The 26,464-nt window shown below is 64.2% G+C and carries 24 protein-coding genes; 16 read left to right on the top strand and 8 right to left on the bottom strand.

Annotated elements, in window-relative coordinates:
• Window positions 1-24: 24 nt before the first annotated feature.
• Window positions 25-387: a hypothetical protein gene (locus tag G5S42_RS31100; RefSeq protein WP_246392223.1), complete on the bottom strand. Its 363-nt coding sequence runs from the start codon at window positions 385-387 to the stop codon at window positions 25-27.
• A 274-nt stretch (window positions 388-661) separates the two neighbouring features.
• On the opposite strand from G5S42_RS31100, the gene ychF reads away from it, so the two are divergent.
• The 7 genes from ychF to G5S42_RS31065 all read left to right on the top strand — a co-directional run bounded on the left by ychF (window position 662) and on the right by G5S42_RS31065 (window position 9,628).
• Window positions 662-1,756, top strand: coding sequence for a redox-regulated ATPase YchF (ychF, locus tag G5S42_RS31095; RefSeq protein ID WP_176110208.1), 1,095 nt, complete (start codon window positions 662-664; stop codon window positions 1,754-1,756).
• Window positions 1,757-2,100: 344 nt separating this feature from the next.
• On the top strand, window positions 2,101-3,426 hold the full coding sequence (gene ugpB / locus G5S42_RS31090; protein ID WP_176110206.1) for a sn-glycerol-3-phosphate ABC transporter substrate-binding protein UgpB: 1,326 nt from the start codon (window positions 2,101-2,103) through the stop codon (window positions 3,424-3,426).
• Between the two features lie 75 nt (window positions 3,427-3,501).
• Window positions 3,502-4,386: a sn-glycerol-3-phosphate ABC transporter permease UgpA gene (ugpA, locus tag G5S42_RS31085; protein WP_176110204.1), complete on the top strand. Its 885-nt coding sequence runs from the start codon at window positions 3,502-3,504 to the stop codon at window positions 4,384-4,386.
• The gene (gene ugpE, locus G5S42_RS31080; RefSeq protein ID WP_176110202.1) at window positions 4,383-5,228 is read left to right on the top strand and encodes a sn-glycerol-3-phosphate ABC transporter permease UgpE; all 846 of its coding nucleotides are present in this window, start codon (window positions 4,383-4,385) and stop codon (window positions 5,226-5,228) included. Before ugpA ends, ugpE begins: the two co-directional genes overlap by 4 nt.
• Window positions 5,229-5,278: 50 nt before the next feature.
• Window positions 5,279-6,358: a sn-glycerol-3-phosphate import ATP-binding protein UgpC gene (locus G5S42_RS31075; RefSeq protein WP_176110200.1), complete on the top strand. Its 1,080-nt coding sequence runs from the start codon at window positions 5,279-5,281 to the stop codon at window positions 6,356-6,358.
• 316 nt (window positions 6,359-6,674) lie between these two features.
• On the top strand, window positions 6,675-8,339 hold the full coding sequence (gene ettA, locus G5S42_RS31070) for an energy-dependent translational throttle protein EttA (protein WP_152853645.1): 1,665 nt from the start codon (window positions 6,675-6,677) through the stop codon (window positions 8,337-8,339).
• 164 nt (window positions 8,340-8,503) lie between these two features.
• Entirely contained in the window at window positions 8,504-9,628 is a 1,125-nt protein-coding gene (locus G5S42_RS31065; RefSeq protein WP_176110199.1) for a DUF748 domain-containing protein, read from the top strand.
• A 14-nt stretch (window positions 9,629-9,642) separates the two neighbouring features.
• Here the strand turns inward: G5S42_RS31065 and G5S42_RS31060 are convergent, their stop codons facing one another.
• Genes G5S42_RS31060 through G5S42_RS31050 form a run of 3 tightly spaced genes read right to left on the bottom strand, consistent with a single transcriptional unit; the run spans window position 9,643 to window position 12,400 of the window.
• Window positions 9,643-10,266, bottom strand: coding sequence for an HAD family hydrolase (locus G5S42_RS31060; protein WP_176110197.1), 624 nt, complete (start codon window positions 10,264-10,266; stop codon window positions 9,643-9,645).
• 34 nt (window positions 10,267-10,300) lie between these two features.
• Window positions 10,301-12,115, bottom strand: a complete 1,815-nt coding sequence (locus tag G5S42_RS31055) for an aminopeptidase P family protein (RefSeq protein ID WP_176110195.1) — start codon at window positions 12,113-12,115, stop codon at window positions 10,301-10,303.
• Between the two features lie 18 nt (window positions 12,116-12,133).
• A complete protein-coding gene (locus G5S42_RS31050) occupies window positions 12,134-12,400 on the bottom strand; it encodes a hypothetical protein (RefSeq protein ID WP_176110193.1) in 267 nt (88 codons plus the stop codon).
• 229 nt (window positions 12,401-12,629) lie between these two features.
• Between G5S42_RS31050 and G5S42_RS31045 the strand changes: the two genes are divergently transcribed.
• The 7 genes from G5S42_RS31045 to G5S42_RS31015 all read left to right on the top strand — a co-directional run bounded on the left by G5S42_RS31045 (window position 12,630) and on the right by G5S42_RS31015 (window position 18,800).
• Window positions 12,630-13,340: a response regulator transcription factor gene (locus G5S42_RS31045; RefSeq protein ID WP_176110191.1), complete on the top strand. Its 711-nt coding sequence runs from the start codon at window positions 12,630-12,632 to the stop codon at window positions 13,338-13,340.
• 79 nt (window positions 13,341-13,419) lie between these two features.
• Window positions 13,420-14,706 carry a glutamyl-tRNA reductase gene (gene hemA / locus G5S42_RS31040; RefSeq protein WP_176110189.1) on the top strand — a complete coding sequence of 429 codons (1,287 nt, stop codon included), beginning with the start codon at window positions 13,420-13,422 and terminating at the stop codon, window positions 14,704-14,706.
• A gap of 120 nt (window positions 14,707-14,826) precedes the next feature.
• Window positions 14,827-15,909, top strand: a complete 1,083-nt coding sequence (prfA, locus tag G5S42_RS31035; protein WP_176110186.1) for a peptide chain release factor 1 — start codon at window positions 14,827-14,829, stop codon at window positions 15,907-15,909.
• 10 nt (window positions 15,910-15,919) lie between these two features.
• Window positions 15,920-16,807 carry a peptide chain release factor N(5)-glutamine methyltransferase gene (gene prmC, locus G5S42_RS31030; RefSeq protein ID WP_176110184.1) on the top strand — a complete coding sequence of 296 codons (888 nt, stop codon included), beginning with the start codon at window positions 15,920-15,922 and terminating at the stop codon, window positions 16,805-16,807.
• A 112-nt stretch (window positions 16,808-16,919) separates the two neighbouring features.
• Window positions 16,920-17,231, top strand: a complete 312-nt coding sequence (gene grxD / locus G5S42_RS31025; RefSeq protein WP_008918687.1) for a Grx4 family monothiol glutaredoxin — start codon at window positions 16,920-16,922, stop codon at window positions 17,229-17,231.
• Between the two features lie 40 nt (window positions 17,232-17,271).
• A complete protein-coding gene (locus tag G5S42_RS31020; RefSeq protein WP_176110182.1) occupies window positions 17,272-17,874 on the top strand; it encodes a UbiX family flavin prenyltransferase in 603 nt (200 codons plus the stop codon).
• A 134-nt stretch (window positions 17,875-18,008) separates the two neighbouring features.
• Complete coding sequence (locus G5S42_RS31015) at window positions 18,009-18,800, top strand: DODA-type extradiol aromatic ring-opening family dioxygenase (protein ID WP_176110180.1); 792 nt, start codon at window positions 18,009-18,011, stop codon at window positions 18,798-18,800.
• 123 nt (window positions 18,801-18,923) lie between these two features.
• Here G5S42_RS31015 and G5S42_RS31010 read toward each other — a convergent pair whose 3' ends face one another.
• Window positions 18,924-20,519 carry an APC family permease gene (locus G5S42_RS31010; RefSeq protein WP_176110178.1) on the bottom strand — a complete coding sequence of 532 codons (1,596 nt, stop codon included), beginning with the start codon at window positions 20,517-20,519 and terminating at the stop codon, window positions 18,924-18,926.
• A gap of 430 nt (window positions 20,520-20,949) precedes the next feature.
• Between G5S42_RS31010 and G5S42_RS31005 the strand changes: the two genes are divergently transcribed.
• The gene (locus tag G5S42_RS31005) at window positions 20,950-21,153 is read left to right on the top strand and encodes a cold-shock protein (protein WP_013090665.1); all 204 of its coding nucleotides are present in this window, start codon (window positions 20,950-20,952) and stop codon (window positions 21,151-21,153) included.
• Window positions 21,154-21,288: 135 nt separating this feature from the next.
• Here G5S42_RS31005 and G5S42_RS31000 read toward each other — a convergent pair whose 3' ends face one another.
• A complete protein-coding gene (locus tag G5S42_RS31000) occupies window positions 21,289-22,539 on the bottom strand; it encodes an Hsp70 family protein (RefSeq protein WP_176110176.1) in 1,251 nt (416 codons plus the stop codon).
• 188 nt (window positions 22,540-22,727) lie between these two features.
• Here G5S42_RS31000 and G5S42_RS30995 point away from each other — a divergent pair, with 188 nt between their 5' ends.
• Window positions 22,728-24,251, top strand: a complete 1,524-nt coding sequence (locus tag G5S42_RS30995; RefSeq protein WP_176110174.1) for an MFS transporter — start codon at window positions 22,728-22,730, stop codon at window positions 24,249-24,251.
• Window positions 24,252-24,293: 42 nt separating this feature from the next.
• On the opposite strand, the gene G5S42_RS30990 is transcribed toward G5S42_RS30995, so the two are convergent.
• The gene (locus G5S42_RS30990) at window positions 24,294-24,887 is read right to left on the bottom strand and encodes a nitroreductase family protein (protein WP_176110172.1); all 594 of its coding nucleotides are present in this window, start codon (window positions 24,885-24,887) and stop codon (window positions 24,294-24,296) included.
• A gap of 192 nt (window positions 24,888-25,079) precedes the next feature.
• Window positions 25,080-26,363 (bottom strand): MFS transporter, encoded by a 1,284-nt coding sequence (locus G5S42_RS30985; RefSeq protein WP_176110170.1) that lies wholly within the window; start codon window positions 26,361-26,363, stop codon window positions 25,080-25,082.
• Window positions 26,364-26,464 lie beyond the last annotated feature (101 nt).

Raw genomic sequence — 26,464 nt, 5'->3', positions numbered from 1 at the left:
TGCGCGGGCCCCTGATGGGTCGTGCTAACGCGTCGCGGCGCTCGCGGCGAGCGCCGCGTTCGCCTCGCGCATGCGCATGAAATCGCGATCGGACGAGAGGTTGCGCCATGCGGCCGCCTCGAGCTCGGCCTTGCGATCGCGCTGATCGCTGCGCACCGCGCAGTCGGGGAACAGGCGGTCGAACACGCTCCACAACGAGTCGTAGTCGTTCTTGTCAGCGAACCGTGCGATGTCGGCGCGATCTGCGTGCGACAGGTGGGTCGACAAACAGTCGATCGTCTGACGGTCCGTGGTTGCCTGGGCTTCGTCGAAATCCGGCGCGACCCATGCCGCGACCACGCCCACCACGATCGCGGCGGCGACGCCAATTCCGACCCATCTCATCATTCGCACGCTGGTCCTCCGGAAATGGAGCTCTGCCGGCTTTGAACTGACGATTCTACCGTGGCGATGCGCGAATGCGCCGCCCGGTCCGCGCGGGCGAACGGGTTACAATTGCGCTTTCCGTGAAAACTCGCACTCAATCGTCGAGCCAACGCCCCGATTCGGTGACTTGTCCGCTCCGCTGAGCCTGCCGCGCCCCTTCTAACGCGAAGGCTTTCCGAATTCGCGCGCAGCGTCGAGCGCATCACGCAACCTACTGATTCACTGAAGGATTTCCATGAGCCTCCAATGCGGCATCGTCGGCCTGCCTAACGTCGGCAAGTCCACCCTGTTCAACGCACTCACGAAGGCGGGCATCTCCGCTGAGAACTATCCGTTCTGCACGATCGAGCCGAACGTCGGCATCGTCGAGGTGCCGGACACCCGTCTGAAGGCGCTTGCCGAAATCGTCAAGCCGGAACGCATCCTGCCGGCGGTGGTCGAGTTCGTCGACATCGCGGGTCTGGTGGCCGGCGCGAGCAAGGGCGAAGGCCTCGGCAACCAGTTCCTCGCGAACATCCGCGAAACCGATGCGATCACACACGTCGTGCGCTGCTTCGAGGACGACAACGTGATTCACGTCGCGAACAAGGTCGATCCGCTGTCGGACATCGAGGTGATCAACACCGAACTCGCGCTTGCCGACCTCGGCACCGTCGAAAAGGCGCTCGCGCGCTACTCCAAGGCGGCCAAGTCCGGCAACGACAAGGAAGCCGTGAAGAACGCGGCGGTGCTGGAGAAGGTCCGCGCCCAACTCAACCAGGCGAAGCCGGTCCGCGCGCTCGATCTGAGCGACGAAGAAAAGGCCACGCTCAAGCCTTTCTGCCTGATCACCGCGAAGCCGACCATGTATGTCGCCAACGTGAAGGAAAACGGCTTCGAGAACAATCCGCACCTCGACGCGGTCACGAAGTTCGCGGCCGCGGAAGGCTCGCCGGTCGTGGCCGTGTGCGCGGCGGTCGAAGCGGACATCGCCGACCTCGACGAAGCCGACATGGAAGTATTCCTCGCCGACATGGGCATGGAAGAGCCGGGCCTGAACCGCGTGATCCGGGCGGGCTACAAACTGCTCGGCCTGCACACCTACTTCACGGCCGGCGTGAAGGAAGTGCGCGCGTGGACGATCCACATCGGCGATACGGCGCCGAAGGCGGCCGGCGCGATCCACACGGACTTCGAGCGCGGCTTCATCCGCGCGCAGACGATCAGCTTCGCCGACTACATCACCTACAAGGGTGAACAAGGCGCGAAGGAAGCCGGCAAGATGCGCGCGGAAGGCAAGGAGTACGTCGTGCACGATGGCGACGTGATGAACTTCCTGTTCAACGTGTAAGAGCGAAGCGGCGCACACTGCGCTGCCCGAGTAAGGCCCGCGACCCCTCAGGGGTTGCGGGCTTTTTTGTTTGCGCGCTACGACTTGCGCAACGCGTCAAATATCAAACATGGTAATGGTCGCGGAACACACTATCCGGCACCTCGCCATGCTCTGCATGGCCCGCGATCTTCCCGAACCACCGCCCATTTGTTTCCTTTCCATAACAGCCGATGCTAAATTTCGGCTTCCGGCGCGCCGTCATGCACGGTCCGCGCCACCCGGCATCCGACGCCGGAATGTCATCGAACACAAATAGAATCGCGCGATTCGCGTCCGCGCCCTTATGAACAGGAGATAAATCGATGAATTACAAGCCGCTGTTCCGCTCACTTTCCGTCGCCGCTGTATTGAGCATAGGCGTCAGCCAGGCGGCTCACGCCGCGACCGAAATCCAGTTCTGGCATGCCATGGAAGCCGCACTGGGTGAACGTCTGAACGACATCGCGAACGACTTCAACAAATCGCAGAGCGACTACAAGATCGTGCCCGTGTTCAAGGGCACCTACGACCAGACCCTCGCCGCCGGCATCGCCGCCTATCGCAGCGGCAACGCGCCGGCGATCCTGCAGGTCTACGAAGTCGGCACCGCAACGATGATGCAGGCGAAGAAAGCCATCGTCCCGGTCACGCAGGTCTTCAAGGACGCGGGCGTGCCGCTCGATCAGAAGGCCTTCGTGCCGACCATCGCCAGCTATTACAGCGACTCGAAAACCGGTGAGCTGATCTCGATGCCGTTCAACAGCTCGACGCCGGTGCTGTACTACAACAAGGATGCGTTCAGGAAGGCCGGCCTCGATCCGAACCAGCCGCCGAAGACCTGGGCCGAGTTGCACGCCGATGCGCAGAAGCTGAAGGCCTCGGGCATGTCGTGCGGCTATTCGTCGGGCTGGCAGAGCTGGATTCAGCTCGAGAACTACAGCGCGTGGCATGCGGCGCCGTTTGCGTCGCGTAACAACGGCTTCGACGGCATGGACGCGCAGGTCGAATTCAACAAGCCGCTTCAGGTCGCGCACATCCAGTTCCTGCAGGGCATGGCGAAGGACGGCACGTTCACCTACGTCGGCCGCAAGGACGAGGCGATGTCGAAGTTCTATAGCGGCGACTGCGGCATCATCACGAACTCGTCGGGCTCGCTCGCGACGATCAAGAAATACGCGAAGTTCAGCTTCGCCACCGGCATGATGCCGTACGACGACAGCGTGAAGGGCGCGCCGCAGAACGCGATCATCGGCGGAGCGAGCCTGTGGGTGCTGTCGGGCAAGGACCCGGCCGTCTACAAGGGCGTCGCAAAGTTCCTCGCGTATCTGGCCACGCCGCCGGTCGCCGCGAAGTGGCATCAGGACACCGGCTATCTGCCGATCACGACCGCCGCATATGATCTGACGCGCCAGCAGGGGTTCTACGACAAGAACCCGGGCAGCGACACCGCGATCCGCCAGATGCTGAACAAGCCGCCGCTGCCGTACACGAAGGGTCTGCGTCTGGGCAACATGCCACAGATTCGCACCGTGATCGACGAAGAACTCGAGCAGGTGTGGGCGGAAAAGAAGACGCCGCAACAGGCGCTCGATTCGTCCGTCTCGCGCGGCGACGAACTGCTGCGCCGCTTCGAAAAGGCCGGTAGCTAAGCATCGCCCTCTGGCAGGGTTCCGGCGCTCTTGCGCCGGACCCCGAAGTCGTTGCAACACATCTCTAGAATCCCGATGGATAAGCGCTCTTACTTCGGCACCAGCGCGCTGCCCTACCTGCTCGTCGCGCCGCAGCTGATCATCACGCTGGTGTTCTTCCTGTGGCCGGCCGGCGTCGCGCTCTGGCAATCGACGCAAACTCAGGACGCGTTCGGCACGTCGAGCGAGTTCGTCGGACTCGCGAACTTCAAGCAGCTGTTCGCCGATCCTTTATATCTCGCGTCGTTCAACACGACGATCGTGTTCTGCACGCTCGTCACCGTGTCGGGCCTCGTGATCTCGCTGTTGCTGGCGGTCTGTGCGGACCGCGTGACGCGCGGCGCGAAGGCCTATCAAACGTTGCTGATCTGGCCGTACGCGGTCGCGCCCGCGATCGCCGCGGTGCTGTGGTCGTTCCTGTTCAACCCGAGCATCGGCCTCGTCACGTACGCGCTCGCGAAATACGGCGTCGTGTGGAATCACGCGCTGAACCCCGGTCAGGCGATGTTCCTCGTCGTGCTCGCGTCGGTCTGGCAGCAGATCAGCTATAACTTCCTGTTTTTCTACGCGGGGCTGCAGGCGATTCCGCGCTCGCTGATCGAGGCGGCCGCGATCGACGGCGCCGGTCCGGCGCGGCGCTTCTTCGGCATCGCGCTGCCGCTGCTGTCGCCTACCACGTTCTTTCTGCTGGTGATCAACATCACCTACGCGTTCTTCGACACCTTCCCGGTGATCGACGCGGCGACCGGCGGCGGACCGGGCCAGGCAACCCGCACGCTGATCTACAAGATCTTCGCCGAAGGCTTCCAGGGGCTCGACATCGGCAGCTCCGGCGCGCAGTCGGTCGTGCTGATGATCATCGTCGTCGCGCTGACCGTCGTGCAATTCCGCTTCATCGAACGCAGGGTTCAATACTCATGATCGAGAACCGACGCGGTTTCGACCTGTTCTGTCACGCGGTGCTGATCATCGGCGTCGCGCTGGTGGTGTTTCCGGTGTACGTCGCGTTCTGCGCGGCGACGATGAGCGATCACGAGGTGTTCACAGTGCCGCTGTCGCTCGTGCCCAGCACGCACCTGTTCGAAAACATCGTCACGATCTGGACGCAGGGCACCGGCAACGCGGCGGCGCCGTTCAACCGCATGCTGCTCAACAGCCTCGTGATGGCGCTCGTGATCGCGGTGGGCAAGATCGCCGTGTCGATGATCTCCGCGTACGCGATCGTCTACTTCCGCTTTCCGTTTCGCACGGCCGCGTTCTGGCTCATTTTCATCACGCTGATGCTGCCGGTCGAAGTGCGGATTTTTCCGACCGTGCAGGTGGTGTCGTCGATGCATCTGAGCAATACGTACACCGGTTTGACGCTGCCGCTGATCGCGTCGGCGACCGCGACGTTCCTGTTCCGCCAGTTCTTCAAGACGCTGCCCGACGAGCTGATGGAAGCCGCGCGCATCGACGGCGCGGGCGCGCTGCGCTTTTTCTGGGACGTCGTGCTGCCGCTGTCCCGGACCACGATGGCCGCCCTCTTCGTAATCACGTTCATCTACGGCTGGAACCAGTATCTGTGGCCGATCCTGATCACGAGCCAGCAGTCGCTGACCACCGCGGTGATCGGCATCAGGGGAATGATCGCCTCGGGCGATACCGCGACCGAATGGCATCTGGTGATGACGGCCACGCTGCTCGCGATGCTGCCGCCGCTCGCCGTGGTGCTGACGATGCAGCGCTGGTTCGTGCGCGGCCTCGTGGACTCGGAAAAGTGATCCGGTATGGCGGACTGCGACAAGCACTCAAAATCAAAGGCTAGAACCGCATGGCTGCACTGACTCTGCAAAGCGTTAAGAAAACCTACGACGGCAAACAGTTCGTATTGCACGGCATCGACGTCGACATCGCCGCCGGCGAATTCGTCGTGATGGTCGGCCCGTCCGGCTGCGGCAAATCGACGTTGCTGCGGATGGTCGCCGGCCTCGAGCGCATCTCCGACGGCAGCATCTCGATCGCCGGCAAGGTCGTCAACGACTTGGAGCCGAAGGATCGCAACATCGCGATGGTGTTCCAGAACTACGCGCTGTATCCGCATATGAGCGTGGCCGAGAACATGGGTTACGCGCTGAAGATCGCGGGCGTCGATCGCGCGCAGATCGCGAAACGCGTCGAAGCCGCCGCGCAGATTCTCGAACTCGGCGCGCTGCTGCAGCGCAAGCCGCGCGAACTGTCGGGCGGACAGCGCCAGCGCGTCGCGATGGGCCGCGCGATCGTGCGCGAACCGGCGGTGTTTCTGTTCGACGAACCGCTGTCGAATCTCGACGCGCGTCTGCGCGTGCAGATGCGCCTCGAAATCCAGCGCCTGCATGCGCGCCTGAAGACCACGAGCCTGTACGTTACGCACGACCAGATCGAAGCGATGACGCTGGCGCAACGCGTGATCGTGATGAACAAGGGCCACGCCGAGCAGATCGGCGCGCCGACCGAAGTCTACGAGCGGCCGGCGACGGTGTTCGTCGCGAGCTTCATCGGCTCGCCGGGGATGAACCTGCTCGAAGGCCGGATTTCGGACGACGGCTCGACCTTCGACGTCGCCGGCAACGGCCCGAAGCTGCCGCTCGCGGGCGTGCCGTCGATCGGCCGCGAAGTCGCGACGGGCCGCGAATGGACGCTCGGCATTCGCCCCGAGCATCTGAGCCCCGGCACGGCCGATGCGACGCTCACCGTCGATTCCTGCGAGATTCTCGGCGCGGACAATCTCGCCCACGGCCGCTGGGGCAAGCACGACGTGACCGCGCGACTGCCGCACGCTCATCGTCCGGCGGCGGGCGAGACGCTGCAACTCGCGCTGCCCGCACGACATCTGCACTTCTTCGATCCGGTGACGGGACGGCGCGCGAACTGACACCGCGGCTGAACGCCGCCGCCTGCTCCGGCACGGCGGCGTCGCGCAACGGCTCCGAAGATCGGCGACACGGTGCGCGCAAATAGCGCACCACCCGGTGCGTGAAGCGGCCCGCCAGCGGTCCGCCCTGCCGCCCGGCCCCCGCCGGGCGAAGTACAATGCCACCTGAACCACATGCCGCGCGTGGCAGCGTCGTCGAATCCGACGCCGCGCCGGCCGGCGCCGGGTGTTCCGCCCGGCCCTCACACCGATTACCCATTCAACCCCGACTGCCCGCCCGCACGCGGCCGGCATCGTCAACGTCTACTGCAAGCAAATGGCCCAATACGTTTTCACCATGAACCGGGTCGGCAAAATCGTGCCGCCCAAGCGCCAGATCCTCAAAGACATTTCGCTATCGTTCTTCCCCGGCGCGAAGATCGGCCTGCTCGGTCTGAACGGCTCGGGCAAGTCGACGCTGATTCGCATCATGGCCGGTGTGGACACGGAGATCGAAGGCGAAGCCACGCCGATGCCGAATCTGAACATCGGCTATCTGCCGCAGGAGCCGCAACTGGATCCGCAGAAAACCGTGCGTGAAGCGGTCGAGGAAGGCCTCGGCGACGTGTTCAACGCCCAGAAGAAGCTCGACGAGATCTACGCGGCCTACGCGGAGCCGGACGCCGACTTCGACGCTCTCGCGGCCGAGCAGGCGAAGTACGAAGCGATCCTCGCGACGACCGACGGTAGCGCCGAGCAGCAGATCGAAATCGCCGCCGACGCACTGCGCCTGCCGGCGTGGGACGCGAAGATCGAGCATCTGTCGGGTGGCGAAAAGCGCCGCGTCGCGCTGTGCAAGCTGCTGCTGCAAAAGCCCGACATGCTGCTGCTCGACGAGCCGACCAACCACCTCGACGCGGAATCGGTCGAATGGCTCGAGCAGTTCCTGACGCGCTTCCCGGGTACCGTGGTCGCCGTCACGCACGATCGCTACTTCCTCGACAACGCCGCCGAGTGGATTCTCGAACTCGACCGCGGTCACGGCATTCCGTGGAAGGGCAACTACAGCAGCTGGCTCGATCAGAAGGAAGAGCGCCTGAAGCAGGAAGAAGCGTCGGAGTCGGCGCGCCAAAAGGCGATCAAGAAGGAGCTCGAGTGGGTGCGCCAGAACCCGAAGGGCCGTCAGGCGAAGTCGAAGGCGCGTATCGCGCGCTTCGAGGAACTGAACAGCCAGGACTACCAGAAGCGCAACGAAACGCAGGAAATCTTCATTCCGGTCGGCGACCGCCTCGGCAATGAAGTGATCGAGTTCAAGAACGTCAGCAAGTCGTACGGCGATCGTCTGCTGCTCGATAACGTCAGCTTCAAGATTCCGGCCGGCGCGATCGTCGGCATCATCGGTCCGAACGGCGCCGGCAAGTCGACGCTGTTCCGGATGCTGACCGGCCGCGAACAACCGGATTCGGGCGAGATCGTGCAGGGCCCGACCGTCAAGCTCGCTTACGTGGACCAGAGCCGCGAAGCGCTCGCAGCCAACAAGACGGTGTTCGAGGAAATCTCGGGCGGCGCCGACGTGCTGACTGTCGGCAAGTACGAAACGCCGTCGCGCGCGTATATCGGCCGCTTCAACTTCAAGGGCGGCGACCAGCAGAAGATCGTCGGCAATCTGTCCGGCGGCGAGCGCGGTCGTCTGCATCTGGCGAAGACGCTGATCGCGGGCGGCAACGTGCTTCTGCTCGACGAACCGTCGAACGACCTCGACGTCGAAACGCTGCGCGCGCTCGAAGACGCGCTGCTCGAATTCGCGGGTTCGGTGCTCGTGATCTCGCACGATCGCTGGTTCCTCGACCGTATCGCGACGCATATTCTCGCGTTCGAAGGCGACTCGCAAGTCACGTTCTTCGACGGCAACTACCAGGAATACGAAGCGGACAAGCGCGCGCGTCTCGGCGAGGAAGGCGCGCGCCCGAAGCGTCTGCGCTACAAGCCGATCTCGCGTTAACAGGCGGGGCGCACCGGCCCGTCTGGCGCAATGCCGGACGGGCCCCGGGGCATGCGCGTTGCTATGCGTCACTTGATGGAGGCGCGCGTGACAGTCCCGCGCACACGACAGACGGTCAACACGGCGCCGCGCGACGCGCAGCGCGTTGACGAGGAGACACAGGCATGGCGATGTCGAAGGGCAGGCGCTGGATCGTCGTCGTGGGCGGAACGCTATTGGCGTTGATTCTGATCTTGATCGGCGCGATGCAATTCGCGCAACAGGAAGTCAAGAATCGCGTCAGCGCGGCGCTCGGCCCGCTCGGCAGCGCCGACAGTATCGACGTCGGCCTCACTTCGGTACACCTGACCCACGTCGTGCTGAAAGCGCCGCCAGGCTGGCCGGCGGGCGAACCGCTACGCGCCGACGAAATCACGATCACCCCCGACGTGCGCGATCTGATCGCGCGGCGCATGCATATCCGCGAGGTCGTCGTGCGCGGCTTCGACATGGCCGTGTTACGCACGAAGGACGGCTCGCTGAATCTGCTGCCGAACCTGCGCGAATCGCTGAACCGAGGCGATCATCCGGGCGGCGCCGGCACGGCGGCGTCGATCCCACGCGAAAAACTGGTCGACCATATCCGCTTCGAACACGGCAACTTCCACTTCTACGACATGAGCGTCGGGCCGCCGCCGTTCAAGGTCACGGTCAGCAACGCGAACGCGAGCGTCGACAATCTGCATCTGCCGTCGCTTGCCGAGCCGACCAATGTCAGCGTTCGCGGCTCGCTGAAGGGTCAGGCGCATACCGGCACCGTGACTTTCGACGGTTGGATCAAGATCGCCAGCCGCGATTCGCAGACGACGACCACGCTGCATGGTGTCGACGTCGCGATGCTCGATCCCTATCTGCTGAAGAAGGCCGGCACGCGCGCGCAGGTGACGGGCGGTACGGTCGATCTGTCGATCGAATCGACAGTACGCAACTATCATCTGCACGCACCCGGAACGGTGACGGTCCACAATCTGCAACTCGCCGAAACCGACAATCCGCTCGAGACGTTCATGTCGATTCCGACCCGCGCCGCCGTCGCCGCGCTCAAGACGCATGACGGCAACATCACACTGCATTTCGTGCTCGACGGCGATCTGCGCGATCCGAAGTTCTCGGTACGCGAAGGGATCCTCAAGCGCATCGGCGAGGGGTTTGCAAAGGCGCTGGGGGTCAGCGTCGAAGGTGTCGCGAAGGGTGCGGGGGAGACCGTCAAAGGCCTCGGCAATGCGTTGAAGAATCTGCTGGGACAGTAGCGGTAGCGCTCAGCTCAAACCGGCAAGCCCAACTCGCGCAGCTTCGCTTCCGTTTGCGCGGCGCTCGTGTGATGCACGCCGTGCCAGCCGAGCGCCGTAGCAGTTTCGGCGTTTTTCGCGTTGTCGTCGATGAAGACGAGCTCGGCCGGCTCGACGCCGGGCATCTGCAGCTCGATGCGCCGACGCATCTCGGCGAAGATCGCCGGATCGGGCTTCACGAGCTTCACGCGCCCCGACACGACGATGTCGCGAAAGCGCCGCAGCACCGGATAGTGCTCCCACGCATACGGGAAGGTCTCGGCCGACCAGTTGGTGAGCCCGAAGAGCGGCACCTCGGCCACTTCGAGCTTCTCCATCAGCGCGATGCCGTCGTCGAGCACGCCCGCGACCATTTGATGCCAGCGCTCGTAGAACGCGCGGATCAGCGGTTCGTGATCGGGAAACTGCGCGATCAGCTCGTCGGTGGCTTCGACGATCGGCTGCCCGCCGTCCTGGCGGATCACCCAGTCCATCGAGCAGACGTGCGTGAGGAACCAGCGGCGCTCCGATTCGTCGGGAATCAGCTCGCGGTACAGGTACTCGGGACTCCAGTCGATCAGCACGCCGCCGAAATCGAACACTACTGCCTTGATCGCCATGCACCACGCTCCGTTTGCAAGGTCGCCGCTACGCTCAGATCGGTTGCGTGCGCAGTTCGAGCCACGCCTTGGCGTCGCCCGATACATGCGGCGTGAGGCGCGCGCGCACCGTCTCGTGATACGCGTTGAGCCACGCGCGTTCATCGTCGCGCAGCAGCGCGAGCTCGATGCAGCGCGTGTCGATCGGGCACAGCGTCAGGGTTTCGAATTTCAGGAAGTCGCCGAATTCGGTTTTTTCCGCGGCCACGTTCAGCACAAGGTTTTCGATGCGCACGCCCCACTTCCCCGGCCGATACAGCCCCGGCTCGTTCGACGTGATCATGCCCTCTTCCATCGCGGTCCACGGTTCGGCCGGCGCGTAGTGCGAAATCACCTGCGGGCCTTCGTGCACATTCAGGAAGTAGCCAACCCCGTGACCGGTGCCGTGGCCATAGTCCGCGCCGGCCTGCCAGATCGGCGCGCGCGCGATCGCGTCGAGCATCGGTGAGCGGATACCGCGTGGGAATTGCGCGCGTGACAGCGCGATCATGCCCTTCAGCACGACCGTGAAATCGCGGCGCTGTTCGTTGCTCGGCATGCCGATCGGAACGACGCGCGTGATGTCGGTCGTGCCGCTCAGGTACTGGCCGCCCGAATCGATCAGCAGCAGGCCGTTGCCTTCGATAACCGCATGCGACTCCTCGGTCGCGCGATAGTGCGGCATCGCGCCGTTCGCATTGAAGCCCGCGATCGTCGCGAAGCTCAGCGACACGAAGCCGGGACGGCGCGCGCGGGCGGTCGTCAGACGTTCGTCGATCGTCAGCTCGGTGATGCGCTCGCGACCCAGCGCGCTTTCGAACCAGGCGAAGAATTCGGCGAGGGCCGCGCCGTCCTGCTCCATCGTGTCGCGCACGTGCGCGGCATCGGCGGCGGTTTTGCACGACTTGAGGAACGTGGACGGATTGACCGCCTCGACCACCTTGACCGACGACGGCACCGCCTTCAGCGAACCGTACGTGATGCGGCGCGGGTCGATCAGCAGCGTGCTGCCGGCTGGTAGCGCGGCGAGCGCGTCGGCGGCTTTCGCGTATGGCTCGACGCTGATGCCGTCGCGCGCGAGCACGTCGGCGAGCGCCGGCGACACTTTGCCGTCGGCGATAAAGAGGGACACGCGATCCACGCCGATCAGCGCGTGCGCGACGAACACCGGGTTGTAACTGACGTCGGCGCCGCGCAGGTTCAGCAGCCAGGCGAGGTCGTCGAGCGTCGAGATGAAGTGCCACTGCGCGCCTTTGTCGGCCATCGCGCGACGCACCTGCGCGAGCTTCTCCGCGCGCGCGACGCCCGCTTGCGGCGCAGCGTGCTCGAAGACGGCGTCGGCAGGCAGCGCCGGGCGCTGCGCCCAGATCGCCTCGAACAGGTCGATGTCGGTGCGCAGTTGCACGCCGCGCGCGTTCAGCGCCGCGCCCAACGCACGCGCAGCCGCGACGCCGAGCACCGCGCCATCCACCCCGACCGTGCCGCCGCTCACGACATTCTGCGCGAGCCATTCGAAATGCGGCGTCGTGAGCTGGCCGCCGGTCATCTTCATCAGCTCGACACCGGTGCCGGCGAGCTGCGCGGTTGCCTGCTCCCAGTAGCGACTGTCGGTCCAGACGCCGGCGAAATCGGCGGTGACGATCAGCGTGCCGGCCGAGCCGGTGAAGCCCGACAACCACTGGCGGCCTTGCCAGCGCCCTGGCAGATACTCGGACAGATGCGGATCGGCCGACGGCACGAGGTAAGCGGCGATGCCTTCGCGCGCCATCGCGGCGCGCAGGCTCGCGAGGCGCTCGGGAATGGAGGAGGATTCGGGGAGTCGGGCGTTCATGGAGTTACCTGCAAGGATTCATCGACGGATTGACCGGCGCGAAAAGAGACCGACCGTCACGGCGACGGCGATCAGCGCGACGGCGGTGCATACCGGCCATTCGAGCATGTCGCCGTCATGGAAAAGACCCGTCACGTTGCCGGCCATGCGCGCGACGCTCGCGCCGAGCACGCCGGCCAACAGCGCGGCCCACCAGCGCGCGCGGCTCACCCTGCGCAGCGGGTGCAACCACCAGCCCGCAAGGCCGATCACGGCGCCGAGAACAAGAATGCCTGGCCACCCCATCAGGCGTGGGCTCCGGATTCGGTCCCGAAACAAGGTAAGTTCAATTTCGGATTCGTCTCATAGGACGACGGAGCCGCCAAGGCTAGCATTTTGGCCTCTTTAACTATAGAAGTTCAGCACGGCGCTTTCCGCATAGCGGTTGAGTTTAGGGGTCGGGGTGTACTTAGGCAAGTTATAAGCCTGATGAAAACACCTCACGCTCCGCTCGTTGCCAGGCTGACGCAGCGCCATGCGTATCGCACTTATCGAACCCGACCTGCAACACGCCAAGCTGGTCGACCGGCTCATTTTCGCGGGCGGCCATGTGTGCCTTCACTTCACCACCAGCGCCACCTTCCTGCAGCACGCCACTGATGAATTTTTCGATCTGCTGATCACCGAAAGCTGGGCCGGCGACCATTGCGCCGAAGACGTGATCCCGCGCGCGCGCTCAATTCTGCCAGGTCTGCCCATCATGATGCTGATTGCGGCACCGAGCGAATGCCGGATCGTCGCCGCGCTGCACGCGGGCGCCGACGACTGCCTCAGCAAACCGGTGCGCGGCCCCGAAACGCTTGCGCGAGTCGAGGCGCTGCAACGCCGCGCGGGCCTGCGGCGGCCACCCAAACGTCGGCGCGACGTGATCGGCGGCTATACCTTCGACGCGGCGAATTGCGCCGTGACCTTCCGTGAGATGACCGTCATCCTGACGCCAAAGGAATTCCGCCTCGCGCTGCTGCTGTTCAACAATCTGGCGCGACCGGTGTCGCGCGCGCATATTCTCGAAACCGTTTGGTCGCGCCGGCGCGACGTAAAGTCGCGCACCATCGACACTCACGCGTCGCGCGTGCGCGGCAAGCTGCAACTGCGTCCGGAACTTGGCTACGCGCTGACGCCGGTCTATGGTTACGGTTACCAGCTCGACGCGATTCCGCCGGAGACTCAGACAGGCGAGAGCTGAGGCATGCTGGGTATTCGGCGTGCAAGATGTGAGAATCGTGAAAACGCTATAATATAAGGCTGAACGATAGCTCCCCCAAATGCAGCTTCTAACGATCGGAATCAACCATCACACTGCGCCTGTCGCCTTGCGCGAACGCGTGGCGTTTCCGCTCGAACAGATCAAGCCCGCTCTGGATACGTTCAAAGGCATCTGGCTGGGCCGCATGGCCCCCAACGCGCCCGAAGCGGCAATTCTTTCCACCTGCAACCGCACTGAACTCTACTGCGCGACCGACGACCTCGCAGTACGCGAAGCCTCGGTCCAGTGGCTGTCGAAGTACCACAATCTCCCCATCGATGAACTCGCGCCGCACGTCTACGCGCTGCCGCAGTCCGAAGCCGTGCGGCATGCGTTCCGCGTCGCGTCGGGGCTCGATTCGATGGTGCTCGGCGAGACGCAGATCGTCGGGCAAATGAAGGACGCGGTCCGCACCGCCTCCGAAGCCGGCGCACTCGGCACCTACCTGAATCAGTTATTCCAGCGCACCTTCGCCGTCGCAAAGGAAGTGCGCAGCACTACTGAAATCGGCGCGCAGTCGGTATCGATGGCCGCCGCCGCAGTACGCCTCGCCCAACGCATTTTCGACAAGATCGCGAACCAGCGCGTGCTGTTCATCGGTGCCGGAGAAATGATCGAGCTCTGCGCGACGCATTTCGCCGCACAGCATCCGCGTGAACTCGTCGTCGCGAACCGCACGGCTGAGCGCGGCATGCGGCTCGCCGAGCGCTTCAACGGCCGCGCCATTCCGCTCTCCGAGCTGCCCTCCCGGATGCACGAGTTCGACATCATCGTGTCGTGCACGGCGTCCACGCTGCCGATCATCGGTCTCGGCGCGGTCGAGCGCGCGGTCAAGGCGCGCCGTCATCGGCCGATTTTCATGGTCGACCTCGCGGTGCCGCGCGACATCGAACCCGAAGCCGGCCAGCTCGAAGACGTGTTCCTGTACACCGTCGACGACCTCGGCGCGATCGTCCGCGAAGGCAATGCGTCGCGCCAGGCCGCGGTCGCGCAGGCCGAAGCGATCATCGAAACGCGCGTGCAGAACTTCATGCAGTGGCTCGACGCGCGCAGCATCGTGCCCGTGATCCGCCACATGCACACGCAGGCCGACACGCTGCGCCGCGCGGAAGTCGAACGCGCACAGAAAATGCTCGCGCGCGGCGACGACCCGGCTGCAGTGCTCGAAGCACTGTCGCAGTCGCTCACCAACAAGCTGATCCATGGTCCTACTCACGCGTTGAACCGCGCGAGCAGCGACAACCGTGACAAGCTGATCGAGCTGATGAGCGGATTCTACAAACACCCCGGCTCTTCCGAGCGTTAGCGGCGCAGTGCTCGCCGCACCCCGCGCGCCACCGCCGTGGCTCGCGAAGTGCTTCCGCCCCGGGCATTCGCCCGTTCCTCTCGCCGCATCCTTTCCGGAGTCCGCTCCGCTACCCGCCCGATGAAAACGAGCATGCAACGCAAGCTCGACCAGCTCACCACCCGGCTGGCCGAACTGAACGACCTGTTGAGCCGCGAGGACATCACCGCCAACCTCGACCAATACCGCAAGCTCACGCGCGAACACGCGGAGCTCGGCCCGGTCGTCGAGCATTACGGGCTGTGGCGCCAGGCGCAGAACGACGCAGCCACCGCGCAGGAATTGCTCGCCGACGTGTCGATGCGCGATTTCGCCGAAGAGGAAATCCGCGCGGCGCGCGATCGTATGGAAACGCTCGGCGTCGAACTGCAGAAAATGCTGCTGCCGAAGGACCCGAACGACGAGCGCAACATCTTCCTCGAAATCCGAGCCGGCACCGGCGGCGACGAATCCGCGCTGTTCGCGGGCGATCTGCTGCGCATGTATCTGCGCTATGCCGAGCGCAATCGTTGGCAGGTCGAGATGATGTCGGCGAGCGAATCGGATCTCGGCGGCTATCGCGAAGTCATCGTGCGAATTGCCGGCGATGCCGCGTATTCGAAGCTGAAATTCGAGTCCGGCGGGCATCGCGTGCAGCGCGTGCCGGCCACCGAAACGCAAGGCCGCATCCATACTTCGGCCTGCACGGTCGCGGTGATGCCGGAAGCGGACGAGATCGGCGAGGTCGAGATCAATCCGGCCGATCTGCGTATCGACACGTTCCGCGCGTCGGGCGCGGGCGGCCAGCACATCAACAAGACCGACTCGGCAGTGCGCGTCACGCACTTGCCGACGGGCATCGTCGTCGAATGTCAGGACGACCGTTCGCAGCACAAGAACAAGGACCGCGCGCTGAAAGTGCTCGCAGCGCGCATCAAGGATAAGCAAACGCACGAGCAGCAGACGAAGGAGGCGGCGACGCGTAAGAACCTGATCGGCTCGGGCGACCGCTCGGAGCGCATCCGCACCTACAACTTCCCGCAGGGGCGCCTCACCGATCACCGCATCAACCTGACGCTGTATCGCCTCGACGCGATCATGGACGGCGATCTCGAAGAACTGATCGCGGCGCTCGTCAGCGAGCATCAGGCCGAGCTGTTGGCCTCGCTCGGCGACGCGGACTGACGCCCCGCCAATGACCGACGCTTCCCCAATCCCGCTAGACCCCGCCGCTCTGCCCGCGACGGCCGACGCGCTATTGCGCGCATCGCCATTGCCGCCGCTCGAAGCGCGGATTCTGCTCACCCATGTGCTCGGCTGGCGGCGCACGCAGCTGATCACTCGCGGCGAGGAGCCGCTCGAGCGGGCGAGCGTCGAGCGTTATCGCGCGCTGGAGGCGCGGCGCATGGCCGGCGAGCCGGTCGCGCAACTCGTCGGCGCGCGCGAGTTCTTCGGGCTCGAATTTGAAGTCACGCCGTACGTGCTGATTCCGCGTCCCGAAACCGAGCTGCTGGTGGAGACCGCGCTCGCGGCGATCGAAACCCGGCCGCGCCCACGTGTGCTCGATCTCGGTACCGGAACCGGCGCAATCGCGGTGGCGATCGCGTCGATGCGGCCTGACGCCCAGGTCTGGGCACTCGACCGCTCGGCCGACGCGCTCGTCGTCGCCGCGCGCAACGGCGCGCGCCTGCTCGACGCGAAGCGCCCCGGCGGCGCCGTGACGTTCCTGCACAGCGACTGGTACGCCTCGCTCGACGCCGCGCCGCGCTTCGACGCGATCGTCAGCAATCCGCCGTATATCGCGAGCGGCGACCCGCATCTGGCCGAAGGCGATCTGCGCTTCGAGCCGCGCGGCGCGCTCACCGACGAGGCCGACGGCCTCAGCGCGATCCGCGCGATCGTCGCCGGTGCCCCCGAGCGTCTCGCCGCCGATGGCGCGCTTTGGATCGAACATGGCTACGACCAGGCTGAAGCCGTGCGAGCGTTGCTGAGCACGGGCGGTTTTGCCGAGGTCCGCTCGGAGCGCGATCTCGCCGGTATCGAGCGCATCAGCGGGGGCGTGTTGCGCGCCGCGGCGGCCTGAGGGCGGTCGCCGAGGCTAAAACCCCAAGCGCGACGCGGCTGCGGCCGCCCGTAGCGAAATCCGCTATCATTTCAGCCTATTCCCATCCTTTATCGGAACCGCAAGGTCAGTCATGGATACGCAACAACGCATCAAGCAAATCGTCGACGGCAACAACGTCGTTCTCTTCATGAAGGGCACGGCCCAGTTCCCGATGTGCGGTTTTTCCGGCCGTGCCATCCAGATCCTGAAAGCGTGCGGCGTCGGTGAAATCAAGACCGTCAACGTGCTCGAAGACGACGAAATCCGTCAGGGCATCAAGGTGTTCTCGAACTGGCCGACCATTCCGCAGTTGTACGTGAAGGGCGAATTCATCGGCGGCTCGGACATCATGATGGAGATGTACGAATCGGGCGAACTGCAGCAGCTGTTCGCCGCGGCCTGAGCGCTCTGCGCTTCGTTCGCTTTATCAGGCGCCGCAAGCCATGCAGCAAGCACGCACCGCGGCGCCCCGCCGGCTGATCGTCGCAATTACCGGCGCCACCGGCGCCATCTACGGCATCCGGCTGCTCGAGACGCTGCGGCGGCTCGGCGGCGTCGAGAGCCACCTGCTGATTTCGAGCGCGGGTTGGCTCAACATCCAGCATGAACTCCAGTTGGGCAAAGAAGACGTGCATCCTCTCGCGGATGTCGTCCATTCGGTGCGCGACGTCGGCGCGAGCATCGCGTCCGGCTCGTTCGCGACTGACGGCATGATCGTCGCGCCCTGCTCGATGAAAACGCTCGCGAGCATCGCGCACGGTTTCGCCGACAATCTGATCACCCGCGCCGCCGATGTGACACTGAAGGAGCGTCGCCGCCTCGTGCTGCTGGTGCGCGAAACGCCGTTGAACCTCGCGCATCTGCGCAATATGACTGCCGTCACCGAGATGGGCGGCGTGATCTTCCCACCTCTGCCCGCGTTCTATAACCAGCCTGCTTCGATCGACGAGATGGTCGACCATACGGTCGCACGCGTGCTCGATCTGTTTGCGCTGGGACCGGCGTTGTCGCCGGCATGGCAAGGACTGCGGGACGCGCAGGATTAGCTGCGGCAACGCGAATTAACAACGTTCGCGACACAATCAATTCCCCGCGAGCCCATTTATCAAGCTGGCGTGCGGACCTATATTGGTAGCAACCCAATTTCTCAGTGCCGTGCTGTCACGGCCGCGTTGCTGTCATGAACCGCTTACCTTCGCTTTTCCTGTCCCACGGCTCGCCCACGTTGCCGATCGATCCTTCGATGCCGTCCGCCGAGTTCGGCGCGCTCGGCACCCAATTGCCGCGTCCCGAGGCGATTCTGATGTTGTCGGCGCACTGGGGCACCGCCCAGCCACTCGCCAGCATCGCGACGGCGCCTGAAACCATCCACGATTTTTATGGCTTTCCGCGTCAGCTCTACGAAATCCAATACCCGGCACCGGGCGCACCCGATGTCGCGCGCAGCGCCGCCGCGCTGCTCGGCGCGAGCGGCATCATCGCGGACCTGCAGCCGCACGGGCTCGACCACGGCGCATGGGTGCCGATGCTGCTGATGTTCCCGCAGGCGGACGTGCCGGTCGCGCAACTGTCGATCCAGCCGCACAAGGACGCCGCGCATCATTTCCGCGTCGGCCGAGCGCTGCGCGCGCTGAAAGACGAAGGCGTGATGGTGGTCGGCTCCGGTCAGATCACCCATAACTTGCGCGCCGCCGATTTCTCCGCTCGCCCGGAAGACGCCGATCCGCGCGTGAGCGAATTCACCGACTGGTTCGAAGACAAGCTCGTCGCGCGCGATATCGACGCGCTGCTCGACTATCGCCGCCAGGCGCCGCACGCGGTGCTGATGCATCCGACCGACGAGCATCTGTTGCCGGTGTTCGCCGCTCTCGGCGCCGCCGACGACGACTATTCGCTTGCGATCCAGTCGCTCGGCACCTACCAGCGTTCGCTCGCAATGACCAACTACGTGTTCGGCACCGCCACCGCCTGATCCGCCGCGGAACCAGCCAGCCGCAACGACCAACGAAAAAGCCCGCCTGATCATCGATCAGGCGGGCTTTTTTTCTACCGCGAAGGACCCGCTTCGAGCGACCCCTTCGGTTGCGGCGAACGCTCAGTGCGCGCCGATACCTTCGAGCACTTCGTCGTGCACGAGCCGCTCGTCCAGATACTCCGAACGGTAGCCGCTGTTCACGCCCCAGAAGTAGAACACCAACGAGAAGGCGATCACGACAAGCATGTCCCAGCCGTACGGCAGGATCCCGAAGCCGCCGAACTCCTTGCTGCCGATCAGCGACAGGATCGCCATGATCGGAAGATACGCGACCAGCCACCAGGCTGCCTTCAGGTCACGCCCCCAGCCCTCGAAGCCCTGCTTGGCCTGGAAATAAAAGTACACCGGCAGCGCGACGACCATCAGCAGAATGATTTCGCCGGTCAGCGGCCACTTCGCCCAGTACAGGATCAGCGACGCGCAGACGAACGCGAACGGCGCAATCACCTTCATGCCGGCGATGTGCAGCGGACGCTCGAGATCGGTTGCCGCGCGGCGCAGCGCCATCAGGCTGATCGGGCCGGTCAGGTACGAGATCACGGTCGCGACCGAGATCACCGCCGCGAGCGAGCTCCAGCCGCGGAAGAAGAACAGGAAAATGAACGACACGAACAGGTTGAACCACATCGCCTGACGCGGCACGCCGTAGAACGGATGCACCTGGCCGAAAATTTTCGGCATCGTGTTGTTGCGCTCCATCGCGTAGATCATCCGCGTCGTGGTCGCCATATAGGTCGTACCGGTGCCGCTCGGGCTCACGAACGCGTCGACGTACAGCAGGAACGCCAGCCAGTTCAGGTTCAGCGCAATCGCCAGTTCCGCGAACGGCGAAGCGAAGTTGAAGTGGCTCCAGCCCTTCACCACGTCGGCCGGATTCACAGCGCCGATGTACGCGATCTGCAGCAGCACGTAGATCACGAGCGCGAGCAGGATCGAGCCGATCACCGCGAACGGCACGCTCCTGGCCGGATTGCGCGCTTCACCGGCCAGGTTGACCGGGCTCTGGAAACCGTTGAACGCGAACACGATCCCGCTCGTCGCGACCGCAGTCAGCACCGCCGACCAGCCGTACGGCGCGAACGTGCCCGTCTGGCCGAAGTTCTCGGTGTGGACGCCGGTCATCATCAGACCGACGATCGTCGCGCCCGGAATCAGGAACTTGAAGATCGTGATCGCCGAATTGGCGCGCGCGAACAGCTTGACGCCCCAGTAGTTGAGCAGGAAGTAGATGATCACGAGGCCGGCGGACAACAACAGACCGTTGGTGGTCAATGATCCGTCGACGAAGAGCGCATGCGCCCAAGGATAGGGCCACGTACTCATGTATTGGATCGATGCTTCGGCTTCGATCGGGATCACCGACACGATCGCGATCCAGTTGGCCCACGCGCTGATGAAACCGACCAGCGCGCCGTGCGAGTAGCGCGCATAGCGCACCATCCCGCCAGATTCCGGAAACATCGCGCCGAGTTCCGCGTAGGTCAGTGCAATCGCGAGAATCACGACCGCGCCGATGATCCATGCGCAAATTGCAGCGGGACCGGCAATCTTTGCAGCCTTCCACGCGCCGAACAGCCAGCCGGACCCGATGATCGAACCGAGACCGGTCAGCATCAGCGCGAATGGCCCGATGTTCCGTTGTATAGAACTTTTCACCTCTTCTCCTAAATCAGAACCATGTCGGCACCGCGTGACATCGCTTGTGGCGGTGGCAACGGGGTGACGCGCATGCAAGCGCGTCCAGATGCGGAACAGGTGCAACCGACGCGCGGCGCGTAGTTTAACGGTTGCACCGGGTTGCTGCAGGGAAACCGCCGGCCGACTAAGGGTTCTCCCTAGCAAAAAACCAGCCCGAGGCGCAAGCTTTGTAAGACATCTTTGCAATAATCCAGCAAAGTTTCGTGCAGACTGTTGACCTTGGTCCCAATTCGCCGTATAACGTTCCAGCAGGATTTCAAGTGGCGAGTGAAGTGGTTCTTTCGTAGTTCGCCCATCAACGGTACTCCGGTTGGTCCCATTACCCCCTTCCTTGATTTTCATGCACCCCGGGCTTCGGCCTTATTCACCATTTTTAGGAAAAAGTAATATGGAAACCGGTACCGTCAAGTGGTTCAACGACGCTAAGGGCTTTGGCTTCATCACTCCGGACGGCGGCGGTGAAGATCTGTTCGCGCATTTCTCGGAAATTCGCGTCGATGGCTTCAAGACGCTGCAAGAAAACCAGAAGGTCACGTTTGAAGTGAAGACGGGCCCGAAGGGCAAGCAAGCAGCTAACATCAAGCCGGTGTAAGCTTCTAGCTTCCTTCTGGACGCAAAAAACCCCGCCTTGGCGGGGTTTTTTTATTTATCGGCGGCAAATCCGAATCAATGGATTAAATTTGCCGCATTCGCAATTCGCGGCGGATTATTTTCCGATTATTCGCGATTATCCGAACACGCGTCGGGCATGAATACCGAGGCCGGTCGCCACGCTCGCGAGACGATCGCCGAACACCGCTTTCGCATCCGGAAACGCCGCCGCCAGCGCGCCCGACAGAAACGCGAGGCCGGTCGAGCCGCCGGTGAAATAAATCGCGTCGAGATCGCGCGGTGCGACACCCGCCGCCTGCACCGTATCGCGCGCAGCCTGCACGATGCGTCGCGTTTCATCCTCGCCGGCTTTGACGAGTTGTGCTTCGTCGAAGGCAAGGCGCAGATCCTCTTCCACTTGCTCGAGATCGATCACGGTCTCGCCGCCCGCTGCCACGCCGATCTTCGCCTCTTCCGCGTGCGCCGCGAGCGCGTGCCCAAAACGCTGCTCGACCACGCGCATCAGCCGGTCGTGGTGCTTCGTCTCGGTGAAAAGGTGCCGCATCAGCGCGAGTTCGCTGACGCGCTTCGGCGTGTAGACGGTGTTGATCAGATGCCAGGTCGCGAGATCGAAATAAATCCGGTTCGGGATTTCGCGCCCTTGCGGATCGAGCGATTGGTAACCGAGCTCGCGCAGGATCGTCACGAGTTCGACCCGGCGGTCGAAGTCCGTACCCGCGACGTGCACACCGTGATGCGCGAGCACGTCGTCCTTGCGCTCGACGCGTTTCATCCGCTCCGGCCCCACTCGCACGAGCGAAAAGTCCGACGTACCGCCGCCGATGTCCGCCACAAGCACGAGTCCTTCGGCGCTCAGGTGCGATTCATAATCGAACGCAGCCGCGATCGGTTCATACTGAAAGTGGATGTCGCGCAAGCCGACCGTGCGCGCAGCGGCTTCGAGCTGTTGCTGCGCCATCTGGTCGGCGCGCGGATCGTCGTCGACGAAGAACACCGGGCGGCCCAGCACCGCGCGGTCGATCGCGCCGCCGGCGCTCGCTTCGGCCGCGCGCTTCAGATGGGTCAGAAACGTCGCGATCACGTCGGTGTACTTGATCGCACTGCCATCGCCGAGATCGGTCGTATTTTCGGCGAGTGGCGAGCCGAGAATGCTTTTCATCGAGCGCATCAGCCGGCCGTCGAAACCGTCGATGTAGGCGGCAAGCGCCGCGCGCCCGAATTCGGTGGTGTTTTCGTCGGTATTGAAGAAGACCGCGGTGGGTAGCGTCGTGTACGCGCCTTCGACCGGCGCCAGCTTTAGCTGCGGGCCGCTCGGAATCGCCACGGCCGAATTGGAAGTACCGAAGTCAATCGCGCAATAGTTCATGGCAGGAATGGCCGCTCACGGCTGGCGCGCACAGAAAGGGGAGCGGCTTTGTATCACGAAAACTCCGGCAGCATCAACTGAAGCTGACGGGACCGCGGCAAGATCGCGTGAAATCGTGGCGCGGAACGAATCTTGCTGCGTCCGACCGAATACGCCGCCCCATTTCGCCATCGAGGAGACTTCGCGTCATGAGCGTGCCGCCCACCGCCGCCGTCGATGACTACCACGCCATGCTGATCGAAACCGACCTGCCGTCGCGGCTAGACCGCCTGCCGTGGGGCCGCTTTCACACGCTGATCGTAGTCGCGCTCGGCGTGACGTGGTTGCTCGACGGGCTCGAAGTGACGCTTGCCGGCGCGGTCGCGAGCGCGCTGAAAACCAGCCCGGCGCTGCGCTTTTCGAATGCCGACGTCGGCCTCGCCGGCAGCGCGTACATTGCAGGCGCGGTGCTCGGCGCGCTCGCTTTCGGCTGGCTGACCGACCGACTCGGCCGCCGCAAGCTCTTTTTCATCACGCTGACGCTTTATCTGGCCGCGACCGCGGCAACCGCGCTGTCGTGGAATCTGATGAGCTTCATGCTGTTCCGTTTCCTGACCGGTGCGGGTATCGGCGGCGAATATACGGCGATCAACTCGACGATCCAGGAATTCACGCCGGCACGCGTGCGCGGCTGGACCGACCTCGGTATCAACGGCACTTTCTGGGTTGGCGCGGGGCTCGGCGCCGCGGGCTCGCTGGTGCTGCTCGACCCGCATCTGCTGCCTTCCGACTGGGGCTGGCGCGCGTGCTTTTTCATCGGCGCGGTGCTCGCGCTCGGGATTCTGCCGATGCGCATCTGGATACCCGAAAGCCCCCGCTGGCTGCTCACGCACGGTGACGAGCGCGATGCACGGACGATCGTCGAGGGCATCGAAACGCGTTTTCGCGACGACGGCCACACGCTCGCCGACGACGCCCTCACGCGGCTGCGCCTGCGCGCTCGCGACCATACGCCGTTGCGCGAGGTGTTCCATACGCTGTTCAACTTGCACCGGCGCCGCTCGCTGGTCGGTCTCACGTTGATGACCGCGCAGGCATTCTTTTACAACGCGATCTTTTTCACCTACGCGCTGGTCCTCACCGACTTCTATCACGTGCCGGGCGGCGACATCGGCTGGTATCTGCTGCCTTTCGCGCTCGGCAATTTCCTGGGGCCGCTCGTGCTCGGGCGGCTATTCGACGTGATCGGCCGACGCAAGATGATCGCCGCGACGTACGCGATGTCGGCGATCCTGCTGACGCTGTCGGGTTATCTGTTCGAGCAGCAACTGCTGACCGTCGTCACGCAGACGGTCGCCTGGATGGTGATTTTCTTCTTCGCGTCGGCGGCCGCGAGTTCCGCGTATCTGACCGTCAGCGAATCGTTTCCGCTCGAAATCCGCGCGCTCGCGATTGCCGTTTTCTATGCGTTCGGCACCGCGCTCGGCGGCATCATCGGGCCGGCGTTTTTCGGTCGGCTGATCGACACGCATCAGCGCAGCGAAGTGTTTTCGGGCTACCTGGTGGGCTCGGGGTTGATGCTCGCGGCGGCGCTCGTCGCGGCGATCTGGGGTGTCGACGCGGAGCGCAAGTCGCTCGAGCATGTGGCGGCGCCGCTGTCGAGCGTGACGGATGAAGAGTACGGCGTGCACCGCGCCGATGAAAAACGCGCGGACCGTGCCGCGCGTACCTGACTGCCTGGCGAAGTCACGCGGCAAGCGCCGCGAGTCCGTTGCTCAGAACGCCTTCTTCCAGCCGCCGCCGTACGCGATTTCCGCGAGCGCCACGCGCTGACGCGGCGCCTTCTCGCGTTCGCGCAGGACCGGGTCCAGTTTGTCGACGTCGCCGTAATGGCCAAGCGAGATCATCGCGATCGGCTCGACGTCTTGCGGCAATTCGAAGGTGGTTCGGAACGCGTTCACGTCGAAGCCGCTCATCTGGTGCGCGGCAAGGCCGAGCGCGTGCGCCTGCAGCACCAGCGACATCGCCGCCGCGCCCGCGTCATAGAGCGCGCAGCGATTGACGTCGCCCTTGTTGGTCAAGGTGTGCGCGGTCACCGCAATCAGCACCGGCGCGGACGCATTCCAGCCCTGGTTGAACGGCACCAGCGTGGCGAAAGCCTTCTTGAACGCGACTTCATCGGCGCTGCGATCGAATACGACAAAACGCCAGGGCTGCGCGTTATACGAGGACGGCGCCCAGCGCGCCGCTTCGAGGACGGCGCGCAATTGATCGCGGCTCACCGGCTCGCTCGAATACGCGCGCGGGCTCCAGCGGCCTGCAATCAGCTCGTGAATGGCAACTTCGGTTGAGGCAGGTTTCTTGGCCATGCGCTTCTCTCGGTAGAAATTCATGATCGTCGGGCGGTTGCCCGAGGCCACATAGCATAACGGGCTTTCGATGCGCGCTCCAACTTGCAGCACGGCGCTATGCGCGCTGGCTGAAAAAGCGCGCACGGCCCGTGATGGGGCCGGGCGTCGTTGCATTACTGACGGCGAATCTGCGCGGTCCGCGAAGGCGATTCAGATTGCCTGCGGCGCCGGCACTTTGACCGGACGGTTGATGCGCAGCACGATCACCGCGGCGATCAGGCACAAGCCGCCGGAAATCATCGAGGCGACCGTATAAGTGCCGAGGCTCGCGCGCAGCATGCCCGCGCCGAGCGCCGCGAACGCCGCGCCGAGCTGGTGGCCGGCGACCACCCAGCCGAACACGATCGGCGCCGATTCCTTGCCGTAGACGTCGGTGGCGAGCCGCACGGTCGGCGGCACCGTGGCGATCCAGTCGAGACCGTAGAACACCGCGAACAGCGGCAACCCGAAAAAGTCGATGCCGAACGCGTGCGGCAGATACATCAGCGACAGGCCGCGCAGCCCGTAATACCAGAACAGCAGCACGCGGCTATTGAAGCGATCCGACAGCCAGCCCGACAGCGTGGTGCCGAACAGGTCGAACACGCCCATCGCCGCGAGCAGCGATGCGCCCTGCACTTCGGTCATGCCATAGTCGCCGCACATCGCGATCAGATGGGTGCCGACATAGCCATTGGTGCTCGCGCCGCAAATGAAGAAGCTGAAGAACAGCAGCCAGAAATCGCGCGTTTTGCTCGCCGACGCGAGCGTGCCGAACGCGATCGCAAGCGGGTTCTGCCTGGTGATGCTCGTGGTAATCGGCGCGTCGTGCGCTTCGCCGTATGGGCGCAGCCGCATGTCGGCCGGATGCTCGGGCAGCAGGAACGCGACGAGCGGAATCACGATGGCCGCCGCGAGCGCGACGACCCACACGACCTGGCGCCAGCCGTAATGCTCGGCGACGGCCGCGAGCAGCGGCAGGAACACCAATTGGCCGGTCGCCGAACTGGCGGTCAGGATACCCATCACTAGACCACGGCGCGTAGTGAACCAGCGCGTGACGACGGTCGCCGACAGCGACAGCGCCGCGACCCCGGTCGATCCGCCGACCATCACACCCCAGATCAGCACCATCTGCCACGGATGCGTCATCAGCGACGACAGCGCGACGCCCGCGGCCATCGTGCCGAGCGCGCTCAGCAGCGTCGGACGCACACCGAAGCGCTGCATCGCGGCGGCCGCGAATGGCCCCATCAACCCGTACAGCGCGATGTTCACGGAGATCGCGAGCGAAATCGTCGCGCGGCTCCAGCCGAATTGGTGCTCGAGCGGCACCATCATCACGCTTGGCGTCGCGCGCGTACCGGCCGCCGCGAGCAACACCAGGAACACCACGGCGACGGTCAACCAGCCATAGTGGAAACGTCCGCCTATCAGTCGCGCAGCCCAGTTCATCGGTTCTCCAATCGACGCGGCCGGAGTGGCGGCATCGTTCGTATTGTTACGGCTTCGGTAAATGACTTGTGACAGATCAGTCACAATGGTGTTGCGATGTT

It is taken from the genome of Paraburkholderia youngii (assembly GCF_013366925.1).
GTDB lineage: Bacteria > Pseudomonadota > Gammaproteobacteria > Burkholderiales > Burkholderiaceae > Paraburkholderia > Paraburkholderia youngii.
The sequence above is the reverse complement of the archived record's forward strand: the minus strand, read 5'-3'. Positions and strand labels throughout refer to the sequence as shown.